General features: G+C 40.7%; 29 protein-coding genes, 1 tRNA gene and 2 pseudogenes. 18 read left to right on the forward strand and 14 right to left on the reverse strand.

Going from position 1 to position 25,629, the window contains the following annotated elements:
* Nucleotides 1-4 precede the first annotated feature (4 nt).
* Genes LG372_RS08310 through nrdR form a run of 4 tightly spaced genes read right to left on the reverse strand, consistent with a single transcriptional unit; the run spans nucleotide 5 to nucleotide 3,255 of the window.
* Nucleotides 5-718 carry an NADPH-dependent oxidoreductase gene (locus LG372_RS08310; protein ID WP_225742581.1) on the reverse strand — a complete coding sequence of 238 codons (714 nt, stop codon included), beginning with the start codon at nucleotides 716-718 and terminating at the stop codon, nucleotides 5-7.
* The gene (gene dnaI, locus LG372_RS08315; protein WP_225742582.1) at nucleotides 715-1,611 is read right to left on the reverse strand and encodes a primosomal protein DnaI; all 897 of its coding nucleotides are present in this window, start codon (nucleotides 1,609-1,611) and stop codon (nucleotides 715-717) included. Before dnaI ends, LG372_RS08310 begins: the two co-directional genes overlap by 4 nt.
* Entirely contained in the window at nucleotides 1,612-2,781 is a 1,170-nt protein-coding gene (locus LG372_RS08320; protein ID WP_225742583.1) for a replication initiation and membrane attachment family protein, read from the reverse strand. It lies immediately after the preceding gene.
* Nucleotides 2,782-3,255: a transcriptional regulator NrdR gene (gene nrdR / locus LG372_RS08325; RefSeq protein WP_001203672.1), complete on the reverse strand. Its 474-nt coding sequence runs from the start codon at nucleotides 3,253-3,255 to the stop codon at nucleotides 2,782-2,784. It abuts the gene before it with no gap.
* A 139-nt stretch (nucleotides 3,256-3,394) separates the two neighbouring features.
* On the opposite strand from nrdR, the gene LG372_RS08330 reads away from it, so the two are divergent.
* From LG372_RS08330 to LG372_RS08350, 5 genes and pseudogenes are all read left to right on the forward strand, one after another.
* Entirely contained in the window at nucleotides 3,395-3,760 is a 366-nt protein-coding gene (locus LG372_RS08330) for a GntR family transcriptional regulator (RefSeq protein WP_000119149.1), read from the forward strand.
* 4 nt (nucleotides 3,761-3,764) lie between these two features.
* Nucleotides 3,765-4,460, forward strand: a complete 696-nt coding sequence (locus LG372_RS08335; protein ID WP_225742584.1) for an ABC transporter ATP-binding protein — start codon at nucleotides 3,765-3,767, stop codon at nucleotides 4,458-4,460.
* Nucleotides 4,461-4,475: 15 nt separating this feature from the next.
* A complete protein-coding gene (locus tag LG372_RS08340; RefSeq protein ID WP_024057289.1) occupies nucleotides 4,476-5,243 on the forward strand; it encodes an ABC transporter permease in 768 nt (255 codons plus the stop codon).
* A gap of 322 nt (nucleotides 5,244-5,565) precedes the next feature.
* Nucleotides 5,566-5,718, forward strand: a complete 153-nt coding sequence (locus tag LG372_RS08345) for a hypothetical protein (RefSeq protein WP_185768945.1) — start codon at nucleotides 5,566-5,568, stop codon at nucleotides 5,716-5,718.
* Between the two features lie 788 nt (nucleotides 5,719-6,506).
* A pseudogene (locus LG372_RS08350) lies at nucleotides 6,507-6,741 on the forward strand (ABC transporter ATP-binding protein); the annotation flags it as partial.
* Nucleotides 6,742-6,929: 188 nt separating this feature from the next.
* On the opposite strand, the gene LG372_RS08355 reads toward LG372_RS08350, so the two are convergent.
* Nucleotides 6,930-7,625 carry an LrgB family protein gene (locus tag LG372_RS08355; protein WP_001288952.1) on the reverse strand — a complete coding sequence of 232 codons (696 nt, stop codon included), beginning with the start codon at nucleotides 7,623-7,625 and terminating at the stop codon, nucleotides 6,930-6,932.
* Nucleotides 7,622-7,996 carry a CidA/LrgA family protein gene (locus LG372_RS08360; protein WP_084920182.1) on the reverse strand — a complete coding sequence of 125 codons (375 nt, stop codon included), beginning with the start codon at nucleotides 7,994-7,996 and terminating at the stop codon, nucleotides 7,622-7,624. Before LG372_RS08360 ends, LG372_RS08355 begins: the two co-directional genes overlap by 4 nt.
* 283 nt (nucleotides 7,997-8,279) lie before the next feature.
* Between LG372_RS08360 and LG372_RS08365 the strand changes: the two genes are divergently transcribed.
* The 7 genes from LG372_RS08365 (at nucleotide 8,280) to queF (ending at nucleotide 11,827) form a co-directional block, all read left to right on the forward strand.
* The gene (locus LG372_RS08365; RefSeq protein WP_225742585.1) at nucleotides 8,280-8,660 is read left to right on the forward strand and encodes a MarR family winged helix-turn-helix transcriptional regulator; all 381 of its coding nucleotides are present in this window, start codon (nucleotides 8,280-8,282) and stop codon (nucleotides 8,658-8,660) included.
* Nucleotides 8,661-8,758: 98 nt separating this feature from the next.
* Nucleotides 8,759-8,980, forward strand: coding sequence for a DUF4649 family protein (locus tag LG372_RS08370; protein WP_000570249.1), 222 nt, complete (start codon nucleotides 8,759-8,761; stop codon nucleotides 8,978-8,980).
* Between the two features lie 15 nt (nucleotides 8,981-8,995).
* Nucleotides 8,996-9,310 carry a thioredoxin gene (trxA, locus tag LG372_RS08375; RefSeq protein ID WP_001029581.1) on the forward strand — a complete coding sequence of 105 codons (315 nt, stop codon included), beginning with the start codon at nucleotides 8,996-8,998 and terminating at the stop codon, nucleotides 9,308-9,310.
* 201 nt (nucleotides 9,311-9,511) lie between these two features.
* Nucleotides 9,512-10,165 carry a 7-cyano-7-deazaguanine synthase QueC gene (gene queC / locus LG372_RS08380; RefSeq protein WP_049546548.1) on the forward strand — a complete coding sequence of 218 codons (654 nt, stop codon included), beginning with the start codon at nucleotides 9,512-9,514 and terminating at the stop codon, nucleotides 10,163-10,165.
* A complete protein-coding gene (gene queD / locus LG372_RS08385) occupies nucleotides 10,165-10,608 on the forward strand; it encodes a 6-carboxytetrahydropterin synthase QueD (RefSeq protein WP_225742586.1) in 444 nt (147 codons plus the stop codon). Before queC ends, queD begins: the two co-directional genes overlap by 1 nt.
* Nucleotides 10,601-11,317 (forward strand): 7-carboxy-7-deazaguanine synthase QueE, encoded by a 717-nt coding sequence (gene queE, locus LG372_RS08390; protein WP_225742587.1) that lies wholly within the window; start codon nucleotides 10,601-10,603, stop codon nucleotides 11,315-11,317. The genes queD and queE overlap by 8 nt, the downstream gene beginning before the upstream one ends.
* Before the next feature lie 18 nt (nucleotides 11,318-11,335).
* Nucleotides 11,336-11,827 (forward strand): preQ(1) synthase, encoded by a 492-nt coding sequence (gene queF, locus LG372_RS08395; protein ID WP_042750612.1) that lies wholly within the window; start codon nucleotides 11,336-11,338, stop codon nucleotides 11,825-11,827.
* A 57-nt stretch (nucleotides 11,828-11,884) separates the two neighbouring features.
* Here queF and LG372_RS08400 read toward each other — a convergent pair whose 3' ends face one another.
* From LG372_RS08400 to LG372_RS08435, 8 genes and pseudogenes are all read right to left on the reverse strand, one after another.
* A complete protein-coding gene (locus tag LG372_RS08400) occupies nucleotides 11,885-12,553 on the reverse strand; it encodes an MIP/aquaporin family protein (RefSeq protein WP_125852017.1) in 669 nt (222 codons plus the stop codon).
* 220 nt (nucleotides 12,554-12,773) lie between these two features.
* Nucleotides 12,774-13,124: pseudogene (locus tag LG372_RS09805) on the reverse strand (N-acetylmuramoyl-L-alanine amidase family protein); the annotation flags it as partial.
* 2,542 nt (nucleotides 13,125-15,666) lie between these two features.
* Complete coding sequence (gene pepF / locus LG372_RS08410) at nucleotides 15,667-17,472, reverse strand: oligoendopeptidase F (protein ID WP_225742588.1); 1,806 nt, start codon at nucleotides 17,470-17,472, stop codon at nucleotides 15,667-15,669.
* 10 nt (nucleotides 17,473-17,482) lie between these two features.
* Nucleotides 17,483-18,226 (reverse strand): 16S rRNA (uracil(1498)-N(3))-methyltransferase, encoded by a 744-nt coding sequence (locus LG372_RS08415; protein WP_225742589.1) that lies wholly within the window; start codon nucleotides 18,224-18,226, stop codon nucleotides 17,483-17,485.
* A gap of 1 nt (nucleotide 18,227) precedes the next feature.
* The gene (gene prmA, locus LG372_RS08420) at nucleotides 18,228-19,178 is read right to left on the reverse strand and encodes a 50S ribosomal protein L11 methyltransferase (RefSeq protein WP_025171391.1); all 951 of its coding nucleotides are present in this window, start codon (nucleotides 19,176-19,178) and stop codon (nucleotides 18,228-18,230) included.
* A complete protein-coding gene (locus tag LG372_RS08425) occupies nucleotides 19,157-19,558 on the reverse strand; it encodes a hypothetical protein (RefSeq protein ID WP_033687242.1) in 402 nt (133 codons plus the stop codon). The genes prmA and LG372_RS08425 overlap by 22 nt, the downstream gene beginning before the upstream one ends.
* Nucleotides 19,555-19,983, reverse strand: coding sequence for an NUDIX hydrolase (locus LG372_RS08430; RefSeq protein WP_225742590.1), 429 nt, complete (start codon nucleotides 19,981-19,983; stop codon nucleotides 19,555-19,557). Before LG372_RS08430 ends, LG372_RS08425 begins: the two co-directional genes overlap by 4 nt.
* 9 nt (nucleotides 19,984-19,992) lie before the next feature.
* Complete coding sequence (locus tag LG372_RS08435; protein WP_045605868.1) at nucleotides 19,993-20,463, reverse strand: DUF3013 family protein; 471 nt, start codon at nucleotides 20,461-20,463, stop codon at nucleotides 19,993-19,995.
* A 115-nt stretch (nucleotides 20,464-20,578) separates the two neighbouring features.
* Between LG372_RS08435 and LG372_RS08440 the strand changes: the two genes are divergently transcribed.
* The 6 genes from LG372_RS08440 to LG372_RS08465 form a co-directional block, all read left to right on the forward strand.
* Nucleotides 20,579-21,850 (forward strand): replication-associated recombination protein A, encoded by a 1,272-nt coding sequence (locus LG372_RS08440; RefSeq protein WP_225742591.1) that lies wholly within the window; start codon nucleotides 20,579-20,581, stop codon nucleotides 21,848-21,850.
* A 264-nt stretch (nucleotides 21,851-22,114) separates the two neighbouring features.
* Nucleotides 22,115-22,187: transfer RNA gene (locus LG372_RS08445), tRNA-Lys, on the forward strand.
* Nucleotides 22,188-22,420: 233 nt separating this feature from the next.
* The gene (locus tag LG372_RS08450; RefSeq protein ID WP_000379854.1) at nucleotides 22,421-22,852 is read left to right on the forward strand and encodes an Rrf2 family transcriptional regulator; all 432 of its coding nucleotides are present in this window, start codon (nucleotides 22,421-22,423) and stop codon (nucleotides 22,850-22,852) included.
* An 84-nt stretch (nucleotides 22,853-22,936) separates the two neighbouring features.
* Nucleotides 22,937-23,941, forward strand: coding sequence for an NADP-dependent oxidoreductase (locus LG372_RS08455; RefSeq protein WP_225742592.1), 1,005 nt, complete (start codon nucleotides 22,937-22,939; stop codon nucleotides 23,939-23,941).
* A gap of 14 nt (nucleotides 23,942-23,955) precedes the next feature.
* A complete protein-coding gene (locus tag LG372_RS08460; RefSeq protein WP_225742593.1) occupies nucleotides 23,956-24,792 on the forward strand; it encodes an alpha/beta fold hydrolase in 837 nt (278 codons plus the stop codon).
* Between the two features lies 1 nt (nucleotide 24,793).
* On the forward strand, nucleotides 24,794-25,629 hold an 836-nt coding region (locus LG372_RS08465; protein WP_225742594.1), incomplete at its 3' end, for an SDR family NAD(P)-dependent oxidoreductase.

A 25,629-nucleotide genomic window follows, 5' to 3' on the forward strand; every position in this document is an offset into this window, starting at 1 on the left:
CTTTCTACAATAACTTCTTCTGTTCAAGATTTTTTCTAGTTGAGCTTGGTTCAGCTTGACCAAACTGTTCCGCTAGGCGCTGACTCCAGCTTGTGGTCGCACGCGCCCCAGCATAGTCGGTCTGTACACGGTCATAAGCTTGGATTGCCTCAGTTGACTGTTCTTGGTATTCTTCCTCAAAGACAACATTCTCTAGTGGCAGTCTTGGTTTCACATCATGAGTTTGATCTGGCACACCTAGTGCCATCCCAAAGACAGGATAGGTGTAGTCAGGTAGATTAAAGAGTTCTGCCACTTCTTCGGACTTGTATCGAACCAAGCCAATAATGACACCACCATAACCCAAGCTTTCAGCTGCCAGCAAGGCATTTTGTCCAGCAAGAGCCGCATCGACCGAACTAATCAAGAGCCCTTCCACCCCTTGAGGTTGGAATGTATCCGTATGGAGTCGTACTCCCTTTTCTGCTCGGTTCAAATCTCCGACAAAGAGAAGGAAAACAGCTGACTGGCGAATGGCTTCTTGAGGTACCAATTCATACAGAGCATCTTTCTTTTCTTGACTTCGCACCACAATCACAGAGTAGGACTGGAAATTCTTCCAAGACGAAGCCATCTGGGCTGCTGTCAGGATTTCAGTCAAGTCTTCCTGAGGAAGGCCTTGCTCCTTAAATCTGCGCACTGAAGTGTGAGCCTTCATTAATTTGATTGTTTCTGTCATCGACGGTTTACTCCTTCTAAACGAGTCTCCTCAGCCAAATAACGGATGCGTTCCATGACGCGTCTGGCTTCCCAGGTTTCGTCATTTCCATGTTTCCCTTTAGCGAAGTGCAGCTCCAATTCTTCAAAGTCGAAGTTGGACGTGAAAAAGGTCGGTAAATTTTCCTGCATCCGATATTGGAGAATGACCTGCAGGATTTCATCACGCACCCAAGCGGTGGATTGCTCGGCACCAATATCATCTAAAATCAGGACTTCAGAAAGCCTAATCTCATCCACTAAGGTCTTAACATTGCCATCACCGATAGCATTTTTGACATCTATGACAAAGCTAGGATAGTGGAGGAGAGTGGATGAAACACCACGTTTTTCTGATAAATCATGAGCTAAGGCAGCCACCATGAAACTTTTACCCACGCCAAAGTCTCCATATAAGTAAAGACCTTTCAAATTATTGGGGTAATCGTTAACAAATTCTATCATTCTTTTTAGAACAGTTAAACGCTGAACATCATCACGATAAACATCTAAAAAACTGACATTTTTCAGGCTAGATGGAAAATTAATTAAGTTGAGACGTTTCTTGATAGCCGCTTCTTTTTCAGCTGCGATTAGTTCAGGAGTTTCTTCATAAGAAACATCCGCATAGCCATGGTTCATGACTAGTATAGGCTTGTAGCCTTTGGCAATATAATCTGTATCTCCTCGGAGGAATTTATCTCTCTCAGTGATGTATTGGTTAAACTTGGAAATACTACGGCTCAACTCGTCCTGATTGAGGGATTCTTGCTGGACAAAGGCCGCAACATCAGGATCCTTCATGATTTTCTGGACCAAATCTTGATAGTGAAAACGACTTGGTTGACGTTTGAGTACATCTCCGACACTTTCCATCTAATCACCTCCGTTATCTAATTTTGCTAATAATTCTAGGGTTTGGCGTTCCATCTCTTCTAATTCCTCAGCGGATGACGTATTTTTATATTCAGGATTACTCCATTTAGGAACATTGGTTTTTGCTGGGGCAGTCTGATTCTGTTTTTGTGTTTTTGTTTTCTGCCCTCTCTCACGAATGCGCAAGACTGCCTCTTCTGCCGAATGAATCTTTTGATAAGCATAGTCATTGGCTACCTTCATGGCATATTTCTCATTGATGTTTGCCGAATCCACCTTATTAAAGGTCAATAAGAGAATGATATTGATGACTTCGTCCAGCAAGCCCAAGCCAGCCATCTGTTGCAAGAGTTCTCTTTCTGTTTGAGTAATACTTGCCTTGCGTGTTTGTTTGATTTCTGCTAAGAACTGCAGGGCAGTTTTACTTTTGGCTTCTTTAATAATGGTTGCTTCCTTAGGACTAAAGTCAGAGGAAACAGGTTTTTGAGAAATTTTTTCCCGCATGCGTTTGGTTGAAATAACCTGAGAAACAGCTGTTGACTTGGCCAATTGATAAGTTTCAAACCAAGTCCATTTCTTCTCCTCGGCAATGGCAAAGAGGTTTAAGACATCGGACTTCTCATCCGCAAAACGAAGCCCATCTCGAGCCATAAGCTGACGAAAATGGTCCAAGTCAAAATCGTTGGCCACTTTCTTCTTGAGACCAAGGTCTTCTTGACTTCCCAGTTCTGCCAAGTCTGGAAAGACTTGATTGAGTGAGACAGGTATTTCTTCTCCCTCAGCACTCTCAACTTTCAAATCCTCCACAGCTGCATCGCCAATTTTTTTCTCCAAAAGTCTGCGATAAACAGGATGTTCCAAGAAGTCCTGAGTCGAGAGAGGAGTATTGATAGCTAGCTTATAGATATCACCCTTTTGATAGAGGGTCAAGAGATTAAAAGCAGATAGGATTTTCAGGGATTTTATCAGTCTATCCATCCCAAAGTTTAGATGGTTGAGAATGTTTGAAAAGAGGTGTTCCTTTCTGCCATTATCCCAAAAACTGATGGTATAAAGATAAAGGCTCAGTGCCTCCTGACCGATAATCGGGAGGTAGCACTGTACCAGAGATGAGGTATCTTGCGACACCCGATTATTCTTTAGATAAGAAAAACGGTCAATTGGCTTCATTTATCTTTCCTTTTTCTTTTTAGAGGACTGGGTGATTTGTTGGAGCAAGCTCTCTAGCTCACTGACATCCTTAAAACTACGATAGACACTGGCAAAACGTACATAGGTAATCTCATCTAACTCAGCCAACTCCTCCATGACGAGTGAACCAATGTCCTCACTTTGAATTTCATTTTCATTTCGACCACGGAGTTTCTGTTCGATACGATTGACTACCATGTTGATTTCATCACTTGACACAGGACGTTTCTGGGCTGAGCGGATAATTCCATTAAAGATTTTATCTCTGGAGAATTGTTCCCGTGTGCCATCTTTTTTAACAACCACTAAGGTTCTTTCTTCTACTCGTTCGTAGGTTGTAAAACGGTGTTGGCATTCATCGCACTCACGTCTTCTACGAATGGTGTTCCCTTCTTCTGCTTGGCGACTATCGATAACACTTGACTTGGTAGCCCCACATTTTGGACAACGCATCCTTTCCCTCCTTATCGTTTTCTTTTCATTATACCATTTTTTAAACGATTCCCAAAACAATTCTTCTTTTTGCTTGACAAGTTTTTTGTTTTGTTGTATTATTTAATTAAGACAAAAGGATAAAAGAAAGGAGACCAAGATGTCCTGGACATTTGACAACAAAAAACCCATTTATTTACAAATTATGGAGAAAATCAAGCTTCAGATTGTTTCCCATACACTGGAACCCAATCAACAACTTCCAACCGTGAGAGAGCTAGCAAGCGAGGCCGGTGTCAATCCAAACACCATCCAAAGAGCCTTGTCAGACCTTGAACGAGAAGGATTTGTCTACAGCAAGCGCACAACTGGACGATTTGTGACTGAGGATAAGGAACTGATTGCCCAATCACGCAAACAATTATCGGAAGAAGAATTGGAACACTTCGTTTCCTCCATGACCCATTTTGGCTATGAAAAAGAAGAACTACCAGGCGTAGTCGGCGATTATATTAAAGGAGTTTAAGCCTATGTCATTACTAGCATTTGAAAATGTATCCAAATTTTATGGAGCAACCCCAGCCCTTGAAAATGTTTCTCTTGACATCCCAGCTGGAAAAATTGTCGGTCTCCTCGGCCCAAATGGCTCAGGAAAAACAACCCTGATTAAACTCATCAATGGGCTCTTACAACCAGATCAAGGACGCGTCCTCATCAACGACATGGCCCCAAGCCCAGCAACCAAGGCTATCGTAGCTTATTTGCCAGATACGACCTATCTCAATGAGCAAATGAAGGTCAAAGAAGCCCTAACCTACTTCAAGACCTTCTATAAAGATTTCAATCTTGAACGTGCCCATCATCTGCTTGCGGATCTTGGCATTGATGAAAATAGTCGTCTCAAGAAATTATCAAAAGGGAATAAGGAAAAGGTACAACTGATTTTGGTTATGAGCCGTGATGCTCGTCTCTACGTTCTAGACGAACCCATTGGTGGGGTGGATCCAGCAGCCCGTGAGTATATCCTCAATACCATTATCAACAACTACTCCCCAACTTCTACCGTTTTGATTTCTACCCACTTGATTTCTGATATCGAGCCAATCTTGGATGAAATTGTCTTCCTCAAAGACGGAAAAGTCGTCCGTCAAGGAAATGTAGATGATATTCGCTATGAGTCTGGTGAATCCATTGACCAGCTCTTCCGTCAGGAATTTAAGGCCTAAGCAAAGGAGATTATTATGTTTTGGAATTTAGTTCGCTACGAATTTAAAAATGTTAACAAGTGGTATTTAGCCCTCTACGTTGCCGTGCTAGCCCTTTCTGCCATTATCGGAATACAGACACAGACCTATAACAATCTACCTGCCAAAGAAAGTCAACTTACTATGCTACTTTTTCTAGCTACTGTCTTTAGTGGCTTGATGATTACACTGGGGATTTCAACTATTTTCTTAATTATTAAACGCTTCAAAGGTAGTGTCTATGACCGACAAGGTTATCTGACTTTGACATTGCCAGTTTCTGAACATTATATTATCTCAGCCAAACTAGTTGGTGCCTTTATCTGGTCTATTGTCAGCACTACTGTACTAGCAATCAGTGCTTTCATTGTTCTGACCCTTACGGCTCCAGATTGGTTTGCAACTTCTGACGTGATTCCATTTATAGAAACACATCTTCCTCAACTCTCTCTTATGGGGGTATCCTTCCTACTAAATACTATTTCTGGAATCCTCTGCATCTACTTGGCTATTTCCATTGGACAGCTTTTCAATGAATACCGTACCGCACTGTCAATTGTAGCCTACATTGGTATCCAAATCGTCGTTGGCTTTATTGAACTCTTCTATCGTTCTAACCCTGGTTTCTACTTCCCATCAACCACAGGAGGAGCTGATCAGTTCCAGATGGGCATTATCATGACTATTCTGGAAGAAGTTATTCTTATAGCCATCTACTATCTAGGAACTTATCATATCTTGAAAAACAAGGTTAATTTGCAATAATATCAGAGTCTAGCGACAATAACTCGCTAGGCTTTTTTATCATCTTTAACATAATGTAAATAAAATGCGTAAACAAAAAATAACGAATTTGTTATAACAAAATCTAATACACCACTAAACTAAATATATTCTTATAAATCAATTGACTAAGTATGAGAACGATATTCCAACATACTAGAGGTCTTATCAAAATTACACCCTATAACTATAATGAAGTTTTTACACAAAATTATTGACACAATTGACAATGTTTTTAATCTATATAAGCTTCTTGTATGATACAATAGAGTTATTAAAAATAAATAACTTTTAGGAGTCCCATATGAAACAAAGAAATAGATTACTATTTTTAGTCTTATTATTTATTAGTATTTTCTTAGGAGCTTGTTCCCAAAATTCAGCTCAAACAGAAATAACAGGAAAAGGAATAGTTGAATTAATAAACGAAAACAGAGAGAGTATTCTTCGTCGCTAACGCCTCTAGTGATACAATTTCAAAAGATGATAAAATAACGTATATATATTTCACGAAAAATGGCAACGTTACATCCTATGCTATTGGTAAAGAACCTGGAAAAACAGAAGATTCTAGTGAAGAACAAGTTGAAATTACACTTAAAGACATAACAAATAAAAGTATTGATGAAATAAAAAAATTATCGGAAAAAAACTTCTATGATAAGAAAGAATTTGATATTGTTAAGGGAACTATCGAAACTGATCCTTCCGGTAATAGAACAGTTGCAGAGAAATTAGAATTTACAAATAAAGACAAGGAAAAGGCCGAATTCCTTTCAAAGTCAATTATTTATGGACAAATTTATAATCAATTCTATGCTGGCTACTCATTAGAAAAATCCTATCTTATAACAGAAATTCCTACTAAAAAGTCTTCAGTTCCTTTTGATAAAGTTGGTGGAAAAAATATTATTGAAAATAGCGGCTTGTAATCTAATAGTACCTAAAACAAACATATACATATCACTAAATTAAGTTCAAACTAACCAACTGTTAATACTTCATACATTACCCCGTAATTGCTCTCTAATCAAAAATGCATTATCTCATCAATTCAACTTTTTAGAAACTCATCACATCTTGAGAAACAAGGTTAATTTTCAATAGTTTTAAAGTCTAGTGACAATAACTCGCTAGGCTTTTTTTCGCCCTTAAAACTTCCATTTTTATATGACGTATTTGATAAAAAGGAGTATAATAATTTAAAACTGATTACATGTATATCGATAAGGAGGCCAACTCTTTATGCTGAGAAGATTTGTTAGTAAGATGCACCTTGTACTTTATTTCTTTTCTATTGCCATTATTTGGCTTGAAGCGATTATCACACCAGCCCTTGTTCAGAATATTGTTGCTAGTTTTACCAATCAAGAACTAGGCCTTCTTTGGAAAGTATTAATTCTAGGAATACTTGGTAATCTCATTCTCTTACTAGGTTTGGCTAGGAAACGCTATTACTACGCTCGTTTAATTACTGATATTGACTCGGAAAATAGCAGAAAGATTAGTGACTTGCTCTTCTTCCTACCTCAAACAGTCATTGAAGTCATTCACCACTACGCAGAAGAGGACTTAAGACACTACGATCAAGTCATTCACTTAAACAAAGAAAAGTAATAGTCTATAACATATGATTTTAAAAAGCAAGGAATTCAAATTCCTTGCTTTTTAACTCAATATCAAACTGGCTACGATAGGGCTAACAAAGACATAGAGAATACCTGTGACACCGATAGCCAAGCCACCCATGGCTCCTGCTACAGAGCCGTATCGGAAGGCAGTTCCTGTTCCGACAGCATGACCTGTTCCTCCAAGAGAAAGACCAACAGCTACTGGGTCGTCAATTTTCAACCACTTCAAAAGGGTTGGTCCGATAACACTGGTTAAAATCCCAGTTGCTACTACAACCACCAAAGTCACGGTCGTCAAGCCTTGCAATTTTTCTGTGATTCCCACTGCCATGGCGGTTGTTACTGACTTGGGAAAGAGAGAAATAGCTAGGAAAAAGTCCATGCCAAAAATCTTAGCTACAAGGGCTGTGAAAGAGGTATTGACCACTACCGCTAGCAGACTACCAAAGAGAATACTCCGAGCATGGTGCTTCATCAAGTGAAAACTCTTATAAAGGGGAATCCCTAGAGCAACTGTCGATGGGACAATCAAGTTGTTCAGATAAACCCCACCTTGGTAGTAATCTTGGTAAGAAATACCTGTCACCTTTAGAAAGATGATAATGAAAACAGCTGACAAAAGCAAGGGCGTTGTCAATGGATGGGGAAAACGTCTGTAAATCAGCATTCCTACTAGATAGGCTAAGATAGACAGGGCCAGCCCAAATAGGGGATTGGAAACAAATTCACTCATTTGGCATCTCCTTTCTCATAATCTCCCTCAAATCGTTTCTTGATGAACTGAACCACCAAGGCTATGAGGATAATATTGATGACTGCTGCAAAAAAGACAATCAAAACAATGGGCAAAAGATAGGGAGCAATCACATCAAACTTCTCCATGATTCCCACTGCTGGCGGCAAAAAGAGAATGGTCATATTGGCCAGCAAGAAATTCCCCACCATATTGACATGCCTAGTTCTCAGCCACTTAAATTGCAAGGCTAGAAAGAGAATAATCAAACCAATAATACTGCCTGGGATGGGCAAATGAAAGAAACTAGAGATCCCCTCTCCGATTAGAGAAATCACAAAGAGAATCATTAATTGAACATATAATTTCATCCTAAACTCCACGAAATAGACTTCTTGCATACCAGTTTACTCTTTTTTCAGAAAATTTCAAGGAAATGCACAAAGGATAATGAAAATTAGAGAAGAAAGGGGATACAGACAATTAAAGACTAGTAAAAACAGGTATGATTTAGGATAAAAGATTCCAGCGTCCTTCTTGCCAGCTTGATTTAAAAGTAGTATAATTATTGCATGCGCAATCATCTTGTGATGTAGAGACTGTCCGTGAATGGACCTTCTTCTATGTTATAACTCTAAAAAGAAAGGAGATACTATGACCCATTTGGAAAAATGGTTTGACTTCAATCGGCGTCAGAAAGAAATTGAAAACCTCTTGGAAGAGACTATTGCCCAGCAGAGCGAGCAAAATCTGACCTTGAAAGAGTTCTACCTGCTCTACTATCTAGACTTGGCTCAAGAAAAATCTCTACGCCAGATTGACCTGCCAGATAAGCTTCATCTGAGCCCAAGCGCTGTTTCTCGGATGGTGGCTCGCTTGGAAGCTAAAAATTGCGGTCTGCTTAGTCGCAGGTGTTGTGATCAAGATAGACGCTCTAGCTTTATCTGCCTGACAAGTGATGGGCAAAAAACACTGGCCTCTCTACAGAAGGCTGTCGAAGAAAGCTTGGAAACTGGTTGGGATTTCTTGATTTAAGATGATTTTAGAAAAAAGTTGCGTGCGCAATCATTTTTCTTGACATTCTCTTTTACAAGGAGTAAAATAAAATCATCATTAAACAAAGGAGTTTTAAAATGATTGAAATTACCTATCTAGATGCTAGCAAGAATGAAAGAACTGTAACCTTCGATTCTTATGAAGACTTTGATCGTTCACAACAAGCTTGCCTTATCGGCGTCGCAGACTACTACCCTGTCCAAAAATTAACATACAACGGTCATGATTTGGACTACCATGGGACTTATGGAGATATCTTCTTCTATCTCAAGAAACAAGATTTAAGCCAATATAACTAAAAAAGGAGAAATACAATGGCAAAAGCAATTACAGATGCAACATTCGAACAAGAAACAAAAGACGGTTTGGTCTTGGTAGACTTTTGGGCAACTTGGTGTGGTCCATGTCGTATGCAAGGTCCAATCTTGGACAAATTGTCTGAAGAACTTTCAGAAGATGTTTTGAAAATCGTTAAAATGGACGTTGATGAAAATCCAAACACAGCTCGTGCCTTTGGAATCATGTCTATCCCAACTCTTCTCTTCAAAAAAGACGGCCAAGTAGTGAAACAAGTTGCTGGTGTTCACACAGCAGAACAAATCAAGGCCATCGTTGCTGAATTGAGCTAATCACATTAGAGACCAAGTACTTGCTTTGGTCTCTTTTTTCTTGCCCTTTGCCATTTTTCAAAAAATATGCTAGACTGTAAGTAGAATATTACGATGTTTGGGACATGCCATCGCTAAAAAAAACCTCTACTTGGTATTTTTTAGCTCCCTCAAGGGAGCTTTTTGCGTGCTCTGAACATTTCCCATTTTGGAAGGAGTACTATGAAACGTCAATCAGCCTTGGTCGTCTTTAGTGGCGGTCAAGATTCTACAACCTGCCTCTTTTGGGCTAAAGAACACTATGAAACGGTCGAAGCCGTTACCTTTGCCTACGGTCAACGCCATCATCTCGAAATTCAAGTCGCTAGAGAAATCGCTAAGGAACAGGGGATTCGTCATCATATCCTAGATATGTCTCTGCTGGGGCAAATCACTGAAAATGCCTTGACTTCTGATCTAGAGATTGAGCAAAAAGAGGGAGAGGTGCCCAATACCTTCGTTGACGGTCGCAACCACCTCTTTCTGTCCTTTGCGGCAGTTCTTGCTAAGCAACGAGGCATTAAAGATATCGTGACAGGTGTCTGCGAGACAGACTTCTCAGGCTACCCCGATTGTCGGGATGTCTTTGTCAAATCCCTTAATGTTACCCTCAACCTTGCTATGGATTACGACTTTGTTATCCAAACACCTCTCATGTGGCTAGACAAGGCTGAAACTTGGGAATTATCCGACCAACTCGGTGCCTTTGACTATGTTCGTGAAAAGACCTTAACCTGCTACAACGGGATTATCGGAAGTGGCTGTGGAGATTGCCCAGCCTGCCACCTACGGCAACATGGTCTAGATGTTTATCTCTCACAGAAAGGAGAAGCCTGATGTTTTTTGCACCCAAAGAAATCAAACAGGAAACCGGGGAGTCTCTTGTCTACAATCCTCACAGAACCTTGGTATCAAAAGAGTTTACCTTCGATGCTGCCCACCACCTCTTTCACTATGAGGGGAAATGTAAGTCCCTGCACGGCCACACCTATCATCTGCAGATTGCTGTCAGTAGTTTTTTAGATGAACGCGGTATGACCTACGATTTCGGAGACATCAAATCGATCTATAAGAACTACTTAGAGCCCCACTTGGATCATCGCTATCTAAACGAAACTCTTCCCTATATGAACACGACTGCTGAAAATATGGTTTACTGGATTTTCCAAACCATGAGTCAAGAGTTGCCAGACGAGCGCGGTCTCCGTTTGGAATACGTTCGCCTCTATGAGACTCCGACTGCCTTTGCAGAGTTTAGACGGGAGTGGTTAGATGACTAAGGAACGTGTCCTCAAACTACCAGTTCTGGAAATTTTTGGCCCAACCTTTCAAGGCGAAGGCCGTGCAATCGGTCAGAAAACCATGTTTGTCCGCACTGCAGGTTGCGACTACCACTGCGACTGGTGCGATTCTGCCTTTACATGGGATGGTTCTGAAAAACCAACTCGCATGACAGCTGACGAGGTCATTGCTGCCTTGGATAAATTAGGGAGCTACGACTATGTCACCCTATCTGGGGGAAATCCTGCTATTCTAGCAGCCAACATGGCTGAACTCGTCACTAAACTCAAGGAACGCGGTGTCACTCTGGCTGTTGAAACCCAAGGCTCCCGCTGGCAAAATTGGTTGAAAGACATCGACCAAGTTACTCTCAGTCCCAAACCTCCTTCATCCAAGATGGAAGTCAACTTTGAGACCTTGGACTTTATCGTTTCCCAACTGGATCCAGACAAGGTCACCTTTAAAATCCCTGTCTTTGACGATGCCGATTTGGCTTTTGCCAAAGGAATTCAAGAACGCTACCAACCAGATGTCCTCTTCTTATCGGCTGGAAATCCTGAGCCCAAGGCCACAGGCAATATTGTCCAAGATCAACTGGACCGTCTCAAAGAACTCTGGGAACGCATCGCTGCTGACGATAGCTGGGGCAATGTCCGCGTCCTTCCTCAACTCCATACCCTCCTCTACGACAACCAACGTGGTGTTTAAGATTAGAAAGAAAAAATCATGTCACAACAAGAAGAAATGAAAAACCTAAGCCTCCTCGGCAACAAAGAAACCAACTACATTTTCGAATATCAACCAGAAGTCCTCGAATCCTTTGACAATCGTCATGTGGAAAATGACTATTTTATCAAATTTAACTGCCCTGAATTTACCTCACTTTGCCCAATCACTGCTCAGCCAGACTTTGCAACTATCTATATTTCCTACATCCCTGACAAGCTCTGTGTCGAGTCAAAATCCCTCAAACTCTACCTCTTTAGTTACCGAAATCACGGAGATTTCCACGAAAACTGTATCAACACCATCGGGAAAGACTTGGTCAACTTGCTAGAGCCACGCTATTTAGAAGTCTGGGGAAAATTTACTCCGCGCGGTGGCATCTCAATTGACCCCTACTACAACTACGGTAAGCCTGGAACTAAGTATGAAGGCTTGGCAGAACAACGCCTCTTCCAACACGATCTTTATCCAGAGAAAATTGACAACCGTTAAACTCATACGAAAAAGCCCTGTTCCTCAAAACGAGGAGCAAGGCTTTTTGAGTTTCAATTATTCTTCTGTTCCTAGGAAGTTTTTTGCAACGAGGGCTGCAAGAACTCCACCAACGATTGGCGCAAGGATGAAAATCCAAACTTGTTGAAGGGCTGCGCCACCTACCAAGACAGCTGGTGCCAAGCTACGAGCTGGGTTTACTGAAAGCCCAGTAATCTTCAATCCCACAAGAATCATCGCCATCAAGGACAAACCGATTACCAAACCAGCAATCGCGCCATTTCCCTTGCTTGCTGATGTCACAGTCATGATAACCAAGACAAACAAGAAAGTTGCGACGACTTCAAACAAGAAACCACCAAAGACAGTGACACCGTTTGCCAAGGCATTTTCACCAAGACTAGCAGTTGACATACCTGAGTTAGCCAAGAGGAAGAATACCGCGCCAGAAGCAATAAAAGCTCCAACAACCTGACCAAGGATGTAATTTACAAGCTCTGAAGATGACAAACGTTTGTTAACAAACATAGCAATCGAAACAGCCGGGTTCAAGTGAGCGCCTGAAACAGTTCCGATTGAGTAAGCTGCGACTACGATTGCCAAACCAAAGGCAAAAGCAATTCCAAGGTGTCCAAGACCATCAAGACCATTTCCAAAAACAACAGCTCCTGTTCCGATGAACACAAGCATGAACGTACCGATTAACTCAGCAACAAATTTTTTCATTTTCTTTCTCCTTTTTTCAAAAACTAGATACTAGTCTATCAAAAGAGGGAAAGTGTTTCAAGAAAATTGCTTGGAAATTTCGTATCAGTTGCAATATTATTTTCAAAATTTGTATATTTTTAATGTATTGCAATTAGTTATAATTCTCTATATTTGATGGTTATACTATACTGAATAAAACAGGAGTTTGTATTAATCTTTTTAAATAGCACAGAACTCTCTATTTAATCCATTCCCCATTGTAATTGACATGATATCCATCAGGTGTAGTTGTATTGACTGCTAAAGCACCAGAACTGTAAGCATAATACCATTTCCCTGAAACATTGAACCATCCAGTTTGCATAGCACCTGAACCATTGAGATAATACCATGAATTACCTACTTTTGCCCATCCAGTCTGCATAGCACCTGAATTGTTAAGGTAGTACCAAGATCCACTTGATTGAACCCATCCAGTCTGCATCCAACCCGAGCGATCAAAATGATACCATTTTCCATTGATTAGTTCCCATCCATTAGATGTATAGGAGCCATTGTTATGTCTATACCACCAACGACCAGATGATTGAATCCAACTTCCTTTGGAAGCAAGTCTTACTTTTAATGCTTCAGATACTTTGATGTATTCTTTCTTAGCAGCTTCCTTTTTAACTTTTGCATTGTTTAGTTTAGCATTTGCATTTTCAAGTGCTTTTTTAGATTCCTCAAGCTTCTGTTTAGAGATCATCAAACTTTTTTTAGCTTCCTCGAGTTTTCTTGGAGCATTTTTGAGAGCAAGGACATGTTGTTTCGCCTTCAACAAATCATTTTTAGCATTGACTAATGACTGTTCCTCATTCTTACTAGCATGAGATTTATTATTTTTGATTGCTTTCAATCGATTTAGTTGAGATTCTTGCTTCGAAAGTTCAGATTTAGCAAGATTTAACTTTGTTTGTTGTTTGCTCAACTCAGATTTAGCAGATTTTAAAACGTTTAACTTGGATTGATTTTGTTTTGTTAAGTTTGCAAGACGTTTTTTAGTTTTATCCAGATTTTTTTGATCTGTATTCAATGTTGTTTTAGCAATTGTAAGATTTTTGTTTAGTGATGAAATTTTATCCCTCATTAAAGTTTCTTCGTTTTTTTGTTTTCGATTGAAACTATCCAGAGCCTCTTTAGCTTTTGTATAAGCTGGATTTTTAGGATGTGTGATTTCATTCCAAACATAACGGAAAGTTGTCTTCGGTAAAAATTTTACACGTTTACCGTTAAAATAAAATTCACTATGGTCTGGATCACCATCTTTATTTTCTGCTCTGGCTAAAAAATATGAACTGCTTGGATTATAATAATAGGTCTTACCATTATAAACATAGCTTCTTTTTTCAGATGGGCTAATCACTGTTGGTAATGTATCATAAACACCTTTTGTTTCACTAATGAAAGTCATTACACCATAATTTCCAAAAGTTGTTTTTTTACTTGAAGATGCTCCAAGAGCAAATCCAGTCCCTGATGCAGCAAGCAAGGGAATTCTATGGCCATAGTTAAAAGTATTTGCTTCTTTCGGAGTTGATGCGCCATATAATGATGCATTACTATAATCATTAAAGTAAGATAGAAGCTCTTTATAAGCAAGTTCTTTTTCACTCAATCGACTCTTTTCTGGAACTGAACCAGCTGTAGCATTTTCTGTTGCATCCTTAAAACCAAAATCTTGATTTTTTAGTTTTGTATCATGTGACAGTTTATCATTTGCCACCATTTCATCTGCCCTAGCTTTTCCATATTTCAAAGCCTTTTCAGTCACAGGCGGCACTGGAATATCAATGCCATTTATTCTCCGCAACTCGATTAAGTAGTTACGAACGTATTCAGAAACTTTCTTATAATCAACCACATGAGGGGTATGGATATAATCCTTAGATTTTACAACAATTGTTTCTGTTCTTTCACCACTAAAATTCACATCTTCGTTCGCAGCAACATAATTGGTCTTACCATCTCTTCCTACGAAAGTTTTTTCATCAAGTGGAGGAGTCTTAGACTCACTTTCACTAACAGAATTTGATTTAATCTCATGAGAAACAGTTACTGTATGGAACTCATCCCCAGCCGATTTTAAATTCTTTTCAAGAGTAGAACGTGTCTTATTTCCTCTTTCTATAAGCGCTTTTCGTTCTTGCTCTGCTTTTGATACTGAATTAGTTAAAGAACTTACTTTATTTTGGTTCTCTTTCACTTTCGCATTCAATTTATCAGTTTCTTGTTGAATCTCGCGTAGTGTATTCCAATCAAAAGCTTTCTCTGCTTCTGTTACTTTATTTTGTGCTTGTTTTACATCAACTGCTCTTTGATTAACTTGAGTTTTTGCCTTATTAACAACTGTTTCTTGTTTCTCAACACTTGCTTGGGCTTGTTTCTCATCTTTTTTTGCCCCTGCCAACCGATCTTCAGTTATCTTGACAGTTACTTGTTTAGCAACAAGATCCTTTTCTGCATTTTTAATTTTTTCAGGACTAGCTTGTTTAGCAAATTCTTGTGCTTGTTTCAAAGCATCGTCTGATTTGTTCTTATTTGTTACAACAGATGCATGCTCTTGTTGCATTTTATCAACAAGCTTCTGAGCATTTTTTTCTTCCTCAATTGTTTGATTCAGTTTTATTTCCGCATTTTTTACATCAGATTCTGAAACATCAGCATCCTTTTTAGTTTCTGATTGGTTAACAGTTGACTTAGTCAAATGTTTATTTACAACCTCATCAGCTTGTGCATAACCATTAAAAGCAGTTACCATTGCAGTTGCAACGCCCAAACCAATCAACACTTGTTCCTTTTTCATAAAATCACCCTTTCTTTAAAATATTTACCTTATCTATACAAATCATATTATTTATATTTTACAAATAATCTTCTCTAGCCATAAATTGATTCAATTTTCTTTATAGCTTGCTCTCTCAATTAAATACAATCTGATAGAAAATGAAGCAAATAACTATCAATAGCAGTTCTACAGCAAGTTCAAATTTAACATCACAACCTTCAATGACATTTTTGAAAATAGCTATAGTTAAGCTAAATAGAATGACGCTTAACAAACTCATAAACATCATTCTAGAACAACCTTTCTATTCCCCATACTCTCCCAACTGGGCACTGTAGGCGATAATCTGGTCAACTGTGTCAGACAAGAATTGGATGGTATCACGGAGTGGTTTATCTGTAGAGATATCTGCTCCGATAATCATGGCTGACTCAAGTGGTGTCTTGCTACCACCTGATTTGAGGAGATTGAGCCAGTCTTCAGCTCCAGTTTCTGAATGTTTCAGATGAAGGTAACCCGCAGTCGAAATGACTAGTCCTGCCGAGTAGGTGTAACTATACAAGCCCATGTAGTAGTGAGCTTGGCGCATCCAAGTCAGAGCTGCATCATCGTCAATTTCAATTGCATCTCCCCAGAAGTCTGTCAAGACTTCCTTCATAATGCTGTTGAGCTTACTTGCTCCAAATGTCTCCCCTTCTTCAATCAATGTATACACCTTACGCTGGAAGGCTGCTTCCAAGAGGTGGGTGATGAAATTATGGAAGTAGGTGTCTGTTAAGCGGTGAGCCAGAGCGAAGCGTTTTTGACGAGGGTCGTCAGATTGGTGCTCCAAGTAATCACTGAGAAGCAATTCATTGAAAGTTGACGGCGCTTCAACATAGTAGGTCGACATGTGGGCATTAAAGTAGCTTTGATGATTATCTGAAAAGATGAATTGACCAGAATGCCCGATTTCATGAATCAAGGTATAAACATCGCTCAAACGGCCTGTCCAGCTCATGAGAACATAAGGATGCACGCGATATGGGTCCGCTGCATAACCGCCAGAATCCTTGCCACTATTAGCAGCAAAGTCCACCCAGCGCTCTTCTTGATAGCGAGCAATTTCCTGACAATATTCTTGTCCCAAAGGTTCTACGGACTTCATGACCAAATCATAGGCGTCGTCAATAGTCACTTGAGGATTAAGGGCGCTGTCCAAGTCCAATTTCCAGTCTGCAAAGGTCATCTTTTCAAGACCATTTACCTTGGCAACATGCTTGAGGTATCTCTGAGCAACGGGCGCAAAATCCTTCATGATGAGGTCAATCTGGCGGTCAAACATGGCACGGTCCACTTCTTGTTCAGCCAGAAGATAATCAAAGACTGAGTCGTAACCCTTCATATCTGCCAGTAGTTTTTCAGACTTGACTTGGGCTAGATAGGCTGCTGCAGCCGTATTTTGGTGCTTACGAAGTCCTTCTGAGAAGGAACGGAAAGATTTCTCACGAACCTCAGCATCCTCATGGTTTTGGTAGAAATTCTCATAGGTGACAAAGCTGTTTTTATAAGTCTTGCCATGGGCTTCAAAGTCAGCCATTTTGAAATCCCCAGCTCGCATCTTAGTGTAAATATCCTGTGGACTGTAGAAAACTTCACCGAGATTGGTCAAGGCCTTCTCCACATCAGCCCCTAGATAGTGGGCTTTTTTGATTTTGGCCTGACGAATGGCAGCTGTTAAATGTGGCAATTTACCCAAACGGTCTAAGACTTCATCATCAGCTGCCACCAAGGCATCGTCAAAGAAGGTCAAGGCTACACTGGCGTCTGTTTCAAATTCCATGCCAGCTTGGGCAATGTTGGCAAATTCGTCATTGCTATAGTCTGTCGTCTGCGGCATAAAACCATAGTTACCAATATGGCTCATCTGGATGTAGATTTGTTCCAATTCCGCAAAGGCCTTTTCAAAATCCTCAAAAGTATGAAGATTGCCCTTGTAATCACGGCTAAACTGGTTGATGTCTTCGCGAGCCTTCTCGATTGCACGTAAGAAATCCTCACGGTCTTGGTATAGGGCGGTTAAATCCCAAAGTTCCTTCTCTGAAAATTCTGAACGGTGTTTTTGTTCCATTTTCTTCCTCTTATTTCTCTAATTCTAATAAAGCACTAAGGGCTGATAAGGCGTAAAGTGGTGCTGTTTCTGCTCGCAAAATACGAGGACCAAGTCCGGCCAAGACTGCTCCCTTAGCTTCAAAACTCTCAATTTCTGCAGGTGAGAGTCCACCTTCTGGACCAAAGATAAAGAGCAATTTGGCTCCTTTTTCAAGACCAGAAACCGCTTGTAAGAGCGCAGCGGCTTCTCCTTCTTTTGCTGATTCTTCATAGGCTACTATGATAGAGTCAAACTGGTCAAGTTGGGCTAGAAAATCTGCTTTTTTCTCGAAAAGTGTGACACTCGGTACTAGATTACGCTTGCTTTGTTCTGCTGCTCCAAGGGCAATTTTTTCTAGTTTTTCAACCTTTTTACCCAATTTTTTGCCATCCCATTTGGCGACCGACCAGTCTGCAGGAAAGGCCCAAATCTGGCTTGCACCCAGTTCAGTTACTTTTTGAGTGATAAACTCCAGCTTGTCCCCCTTGGGAAAGCCGGATGCAATGGTTACTTGGATTGGTAATTCCACATTGTCATCTAGTTCTTCTACCAATTCAAACTGACGAGCTTCCACATCCAGCACACGCGCCAAGCGCTTAATCCCATCATCAAAGACTAAGGTAACCTCATCATCTTCTTTCAAGCGCATAACCTGAAACATATGCTTGCTGGTCTCCTTGTCCTCAATAGTGACAGGAGAGATAGCACTGCCTTTGACAAAATACTGTTGCATGCTAGCCTCCAATCACACCGGAAATATCCTTGGTTTTCTTAAAGACACAGGCATTCCATTCCCCTTGAACCATATGGGTTTCAAGGAAAAATCCAGCTGACTCAGCCGACTCACGCACCATATCCCACTTGTCCTTGATAATCCCACTCATGATCAGGTAGCCTTCATCCTTGACCAAACGGTAAGCATCATCCGTCAGATGAACGAGGATATCCGCCAAGATATTAGCTACAATCACATCTGCCTCAATCTCAACACCCTTAAGCAAGTCTCCTGCTGCTACATGGATGTTTTCCATACCAGGGTTGAGCTCAATATTTTCCTGAGCGACTCGAACTGCCACATCATCTAGGTCATAGGCAAAAATTTCCTTAGCACCAAGCAGCGAGCTGGCAATAGAAAGAACTCCTGAACCAGTCCCCACGTCCAGCACCGTTTCGCCACCACGAAGGACCTGCTCCAAAGCAAAAAGGCTCATCTTAGTTGTTGGATGGGTTCCCGTACCAAAAGCCATACCTGGATCCAGCTTGATAATCTTTTCTCCAGCAGTCGCCTCATAGTCTGTCCAAGACGGCACGATGGTCAAATCATGAGTAATACGAGCTGGTTCATAATATTTCTTCCAGTTGTCCGCCCAGTCTTCCTCAGCCAAGGCAGTCGTCCCCATCTTGACCTCTCCCAAGTCCATAAAATCAGTTAGTTCCGCGAGACGAGCCTGCAAATCTGACTCAACCGTTGCTACATCAACCGTATCAGGGTAGTAGGCGGTCACAACGATTTCTTCTTGTTGCTCGACCTCTGGGAAAATTTCGCCAAAGCGATCCACATTCCCCACATAATCCATACTGTCTTCAATCGCAACACCTTGCGCTCCCAGCTCAATCAAGAGATTAGAGACTAGCTCCTCTCCCTCACGCTTCACTGTAACTTTTAACTCTTGCCATGTTTCCATTTTGTATTTTCCTTATTCTTCTTAAATTCTTCAATCACATCTGTATAGTGTTCTTTCATTGCGCTATGAATCTGCTGTTTAAAAATACCAAACATAAGATAATAAACAAATAGAACAATTCCTGCAAGCAGTAGCAAAAATACAAAATGTACTGAAAGGGGCAGTACGAGACCTTCACCACTCATTAAGGGTAAAACAAGCATTAATCCCCAAATAACAGCCATAGAGATCCCAGCTACTTTCGTACCACTTTCTCTCTGCTTCTTTAACTTTAAATATTCCATGTAAATGAATGCAGCTTCTTCCCTAGAGTATTGTCCAGTTTCTAGCTTACGCTTAACTTCTTTATTCAACGTGGTTGTTGCAATCGCAAAAATCATTTTACTTCCTCCAAATAATCCCTCAATCTCCCCTGTAGCTGAGGCACTGCCTGTTTAGACTTCAAAAACTCCTCAATGTTCATCAGTTTATAGGCCTGACCTTCATCTCCAAATACGATGCTGTCAAACTGGTTCTGTGTTAACTGACCGACTAGAAATACAGATTGTTTATCCGCAAAAAGCATACTTGGATAAACCTTACTCCAAAGCAGACAATCCTCAGTCAAATGAATTTCCAGTTCTTCATAAACCTCACGCGCCACGCACTCAAAAGGACTTTCATCACCTTCACGTCCACCGCCTGGAAGTTCCCACATATTGGGCCAGGGAATGCTTGCCTTATCATCGCGTAAGATAGTCAAGAGCTTATCCCCACAAAACAAAGCAATCTTACAGCCTGTGAAATCAGAAATCTCTATTTCCATGTCAAACTCCTAGTATCTCGGATAAGGATAAAACTCTCCCTCTTCCAAGCCTACTTTTCCTTCTTCAAAGACTTCTTGGTTCCATTCCATGACAAATTCTTCTGCTTCTGGGTCTTCCAAAAAGTCCATGAGGGCATCTAGTCCAACCTCGGCAGTATCTTTAAGGAATAGCGCAAAATAAGCTAAAAATTCGCGAGAAAATCCTTTTTTAGGCAAGTAAGGGATGACAGTCAAATAGTCTTCCTCATTGACTGTTGATTTGGCTGGATTGTAAAAAAGCACTGCTTCTTCAAAGAGAATGTCATCTGATGAAACCTCTCCATCTTCACCCACCATCTCCACACCTGCAGCATTTTGCGCTTCCAACAGAAAACTCACTTCAACCGCGTGGTTGCGCTTGTCCCAACTAATCTCAAAGTCAAAGGGAAAATTCTTCTCCAACTCTTCCTCTAAAACATCTAAAAATCCATATGTTGCCATTTTGTCCTCTTTCTATGCGACTCTTTAATCGCCCCGATTACTCGGAAATGTGCTAAAATAGATACTACCATCTTACCACATATACATCAGAAAATCCACGTTAGAAAGGACTGCTATGCCAGACAATCTCGCGCTTCGCATGCGCCCTAAAACCATCGACCAGGTCATCGGCCAGGAGCATCTGGTCGGACCTGGAAAAATCATCCGCCGCATGGTGGAAGCCAACCGTCTGTCCTCCATGATTCTCTACGGACCTCCAGGAATCGGCAAGACCAGTATTGCCTCAGCCATCGCTGGGACTACTAAGTATGCCTTTCGAACTTTCAATGCGACAGTTGATAGTAAAAAGCGACTGCAAGAAATCGCGGAAGAGGCTAAATTTTCTGGTGGTCTCGTCCTATTGCTAGATGAGATTCATAGACTAGATAAAACCAAGCAAGACTTCCTCTTGCCTCTCTTGGAAAGTGGACTGGTCATCATGATTGGCGCTACGACTGAAAATCCTTTCTTCTCTGTCACTCCTGCCATTCGTAGCCGTGTTCAAATTTTTGAGTTGGAACCTCTGTCTAACCAAGACGTCAAAGAGGCCCTGCAGATAGCTCTAAGTAACCCTGAGCGTGGTTTTGATTTTCCAGTAGAACTCGATGAGGATGCGCTGGATTTCATCGCAACTTCTACAAACGGAGACCTGCGCTCTGCCTTTAACTCACTGGATTTGGCAGTTCTCTCTACCTCTGAGAATGATAAGGGCATCCGCCATATCACCCTAGACATCATGGAAAATAGTCTTCAGAGAAGCTACATCACTATGGACAAGGATGGAGATGGACACTATGATGTTCTCTCAGCCCTGCAAAAGTCTATCCGTGGCTCAGATGTGGATGCCAGTCTCCACTATGCTGCACGCTTGATTGAGGCTGGTGATTTGCCAAGTCTCGCTCGTCGTTTGACTGTTATCGCTTATGAAGATATCGGTTTGGCCAATCCTGAAGCCCAGATTCACACCGTGACTGCTCTGGATGCTGCCCAGAAGATTGGGTTCCCAGAAGCCCGCATTCTCATTGCCAATGTCGTGATTGATTTAGCCCTTTCTCCGAAATCCAACTCAGCCTATGTAGCTATGGATAAGGCACTTGCTGACCTCAAAACATCAGGGCACTTACCTATTCCGCGACACCTGCGTGATGGGCACTACAGTGGAAGCAAGGAACTGGGGAATGCCCAAGACTATCTCTATCCACACAACTATCCTGGAAATTGGGTCAAGCAAGACTATCTGCCAGAAAAAATCCGAAATCATCACTATTTCCAAGCAGAAGATACTGGTAAATATGAACGGGCTTTGGCTCAAAGAAAGGAAGCTATCGACCGTTTGCGAAAAATCTGAAATCCTTTTCAAAAAATTGCACTTTCCTCTTGATTTTTTTTGAAAAAGTGGTATCATATAAACATAGAAACGCTGTGGTGTACGACTTCACACTTAAGTGTTGACCGACTATTTTTTGTATTATTAGGGAAACAAAAGTCTTCTAACAGCATGTAGGCCGTCTCACACGGAAACAGCTTCAGTTAGAGCGAGTTGCCCACCTGCTTAATTGCGCGGGTTCAATACAAACCGTGAAGTTTCGGCACCAATACAGCTTTTTTCTTTGCCTCCTTAGCTCAGCTGGCAGAGCAGCGGACTCTTAATCCGTGGGTCACAGGTTCGATCCCTGTAGGGGGCATCTAAATACAACAGGAAAAAGCCTTGATTTACTAGGCTTTTTTGTGTATCTGTTCTACTTTTGGTCAACTAATGGATATCAACGGTATAATTTTATGAACACCCTTCCCAGACAGCTCTAATCTGATTGCACTCAAAATTTTTTAAAATTTAAAACAAAAGTCTTGCTTTTCATTTTATTTGTGATATACTTGTTCTTGTATCTGATACAAGTTTATTAAGAGAGGGATTCAGATGGATACAAAATTCTCAGTTGCTTTGCATATCTTAACCATGATTAGTGAAAGCAAGGAAACATTAAGTTCTCAAGCACTAGCTATTAGTGTTGGGACTAACGCTAGTTACATTCGAAAGGTGATTGCCTTATTGAAAAATGCAGATTTGATTCATTCTCAGCAAGGAAAAACAGGCTATCAACTCAGTAAGTCTCCAAAGAAAATGACTTTACTAGAGATCTACTATGCTACTCAAGAAATCAATCACATTAGTTTATTCCCTGTTCATCAAAATAGTAATCCCGATTGTCCCGTTGGAAAACATATCCAAGGAGCAGTTTCACCGCTTTTCGCTAGTGCCGAATCTCAATTAGAGAAGGAATTAGCAAATCAAACTTTAGAAGATGTCATTGACAATCTATATAAACAAGCCAAACAAGTCCGAAACTGATTTGATAGCAAGTCAGTTTTTACTGGAAACAGAATGTACCTGTATTAGATACAGGTATATAAAATAAAAAGAAAATAGAAGACAATGAAAGCCGCACAACACACTACTTATAACAAAAAGAATATCACACTGAACATCACAGAAATCGCTAAACCAAGTATTACAGACAAACAAGTCTTGGTCAAAGTCACCGCTGCTGGGGTTAATCCTCTCGATAACATGATCTCTCGTGGTGAGGTTAAGATGATTGTTCCTTACAAACTTCCTCAAACTGCAGGTAATGAGGTCGTTGGGATCGTTGAAAGCATTGGCAAGAAAGTTAACAACTTTCAGGTAGGAGACCGTGTCTTTGGACGTCTGCCACTTGATCATATCGGAGCCTTTGCAGAATACGTAGCTGTCGATAGCCAAGCCTTAGCCAAGGTTCCAGACTATCTATCAGACGAGGAAGCTGCTACTGTACCTTTGACTGCCTTGACTATCATGCAGGCTCTTGACCTCATGGGCGCTCAAGCTGGGAAAACGATCTTTATTTCTGGTGGTACTGGAGGAGTTGGTGGAATGGCCATTCCGATTGCCAAGGCCAAAGGATTGAAAGTCATTACCAACGGTTCTGGAGATAGTGCTGAGCGTGTATTGAACCTAGGAGCAGATAGATTTATCGATTACAAAACAGAGGATTATACAAAGACTGTTAGTGAGGTAGATTATGTCCTCGATACTCTTGGCGGGGCTGAAACTGAAAAACAAATGTCTATTATGAAAAAAGGTGGTCATCTTGTGTCCCTTCGTGCCATGCCAAACGGTGCCTTTGCCAAACGCATGAATCTACCAAAATGGAAACAGATGATTCTTGGCCTAGCAGGTCGCAAATTTGATAAGATGGCTGACAAATACGGTGTTCACTACCATTTTATCTTTGTAGAAAGCAATGGCACTCAATTACAAGAGGTAGCTGACCTCTTTAGTAAATTAGAAATCAAACCATCTATCGATACAGTTTACCCATTTGAAGAGGTAAATAGCGCCTTAGACAAAGTCGCTAATGGTCGCTCACGTGGAAAAACAGTCCTCAGCTTTAAGAAATAAAAAAGGAAAAAATCATGTCATATATTACAACAAAAAATCAATACATCACTGTCCAAGGAAACCAAATCGCCTATCGCGAACTCAGCAAAGGCAAATCAAAACTACCTCTTCTGATGCTAGTCCATTTGGTAGCAACTCTCGATAACTGGGATCCTAAACTCTTAGACTTGATTGCTGAAAAGCACCATGTCATTGTAGTCGATCTTCCTGGAGTAGGAGCCAGTCAGGGCAAAGTTGCTTCGACGATTCCTGGAATGGCTGAGCAGACAATTGACTTTGTAAAAGCGCTTGGTTACGATAAAATCAATCTTCTTGGCCTTTCTATGGGAGGTATGATTGCCCAAGAAATCATCCGAATCAAGCCTACTCTAGTGAACCGTTTGATTTTGGCTGGAACAGGACCTCGAGGTGGAAAAGAGGTCGATAAGGTCACAGGGAAAACCTTTAGTTATATGTTTAAAGCTGGACTCGAGCGCATCGATCCTAAACGCTATATCTTCTATAATCATGATGATCAAGGGAAAATTGAATCCTTGAAAGTCCTAGGACGAATGGGTATGAGAACAAAGGAATTTGCGGATAAAGATATGAACCTATCAGGATTCCTAACTCAACTCAAAGCTATTAAACGTTGGGGGAAAGATTCGCAAGACGACCTAAAATTTATCATCCAACCAACCTTAATCGTCAACGGGGACAAGGATATGCAGGTTCCAACGGAAAATTCTTACGATATGCATGCAAAAATCGAAAATAGTAAGCTGATCATCTATCCAAATGCTGGTCACGGTTCGATCTTCCAATATGCAGAGAAGTTTTCAAAAAAAGTCATTGCTTTCTTGGAGGACTAAGATGGTCAAAACTATTCTGATTACAGGTGCTACTGACGGTATCGGTAAACATTTGGCAAAGAAATTGGCTAGTGAAGGGCATCATGTCATCCTCCATGGTCGAAATCCTCAAAAACTTGAGCTGGCGCTTCAAGAGGTTAGGACCGTTTCCTTGAGAGGCAGAGTTTCTAGCTACCTTGCAGATTTTTCAAAATTAGATGATGTTTATCGATTTGTAGAGGAAATCAAGAGAGAATTTCAAAGTATTGATGTCTTGTTTAACAATGCAGGCCTTTATGCTGGAAAAGAACGAAAAGCGAGTGCTGAAAATGTCGAGTTGACCTTTATGTTATCTGTTCTGGTTCCCTATATTTTAACAACTAAGCTAGGTCCCTTGTTAGAAAAAGCGTCTGACGGCCGTGTCATTAATACTTCTTCCTATATGCATCATTTTGCTAAGGTTAAGGATTTAGACTTTGGATTTGAGACGAACTACAATCCTGGTTTGGCCTACAATAATTCCAAACTCTACACTATTTGGATGACACGCTATCTGGCAAGAGACTTCTTTTTAAGAGGTTTAAGCATCACCGTCAATTCTTACCATCCTGGCTTGATTTCAACCAATTTGGGGAATGATTCCAGTGTTGAAAAGACGAAAAAGTCTCTCTTCGGACGCTTGATGAAGTCATTTTCCAAAAATCTAGACGAGGGAATTGAAACAGGTTACTATCTTACATTATCAGAAGAAATCACTGGTTTGACTGGCTACTATTTTGATGAGAAGAAAGTGAAATCTGTATCTGAAAAAGGCTATACACTTGAAAAAGCTCAAGATTTAATTACTTACTGTAATGA

It is taken from the genome of Streptococcus sp. Marseille-Q5112 (assembly GCF_916700555.1).
Classification (GTDB): domain Bacteria; phylum Bacillota; class Bacilli; order Lactobacillales; family Streptococcaceae; genus Streptococcus; species Streptococcus symci.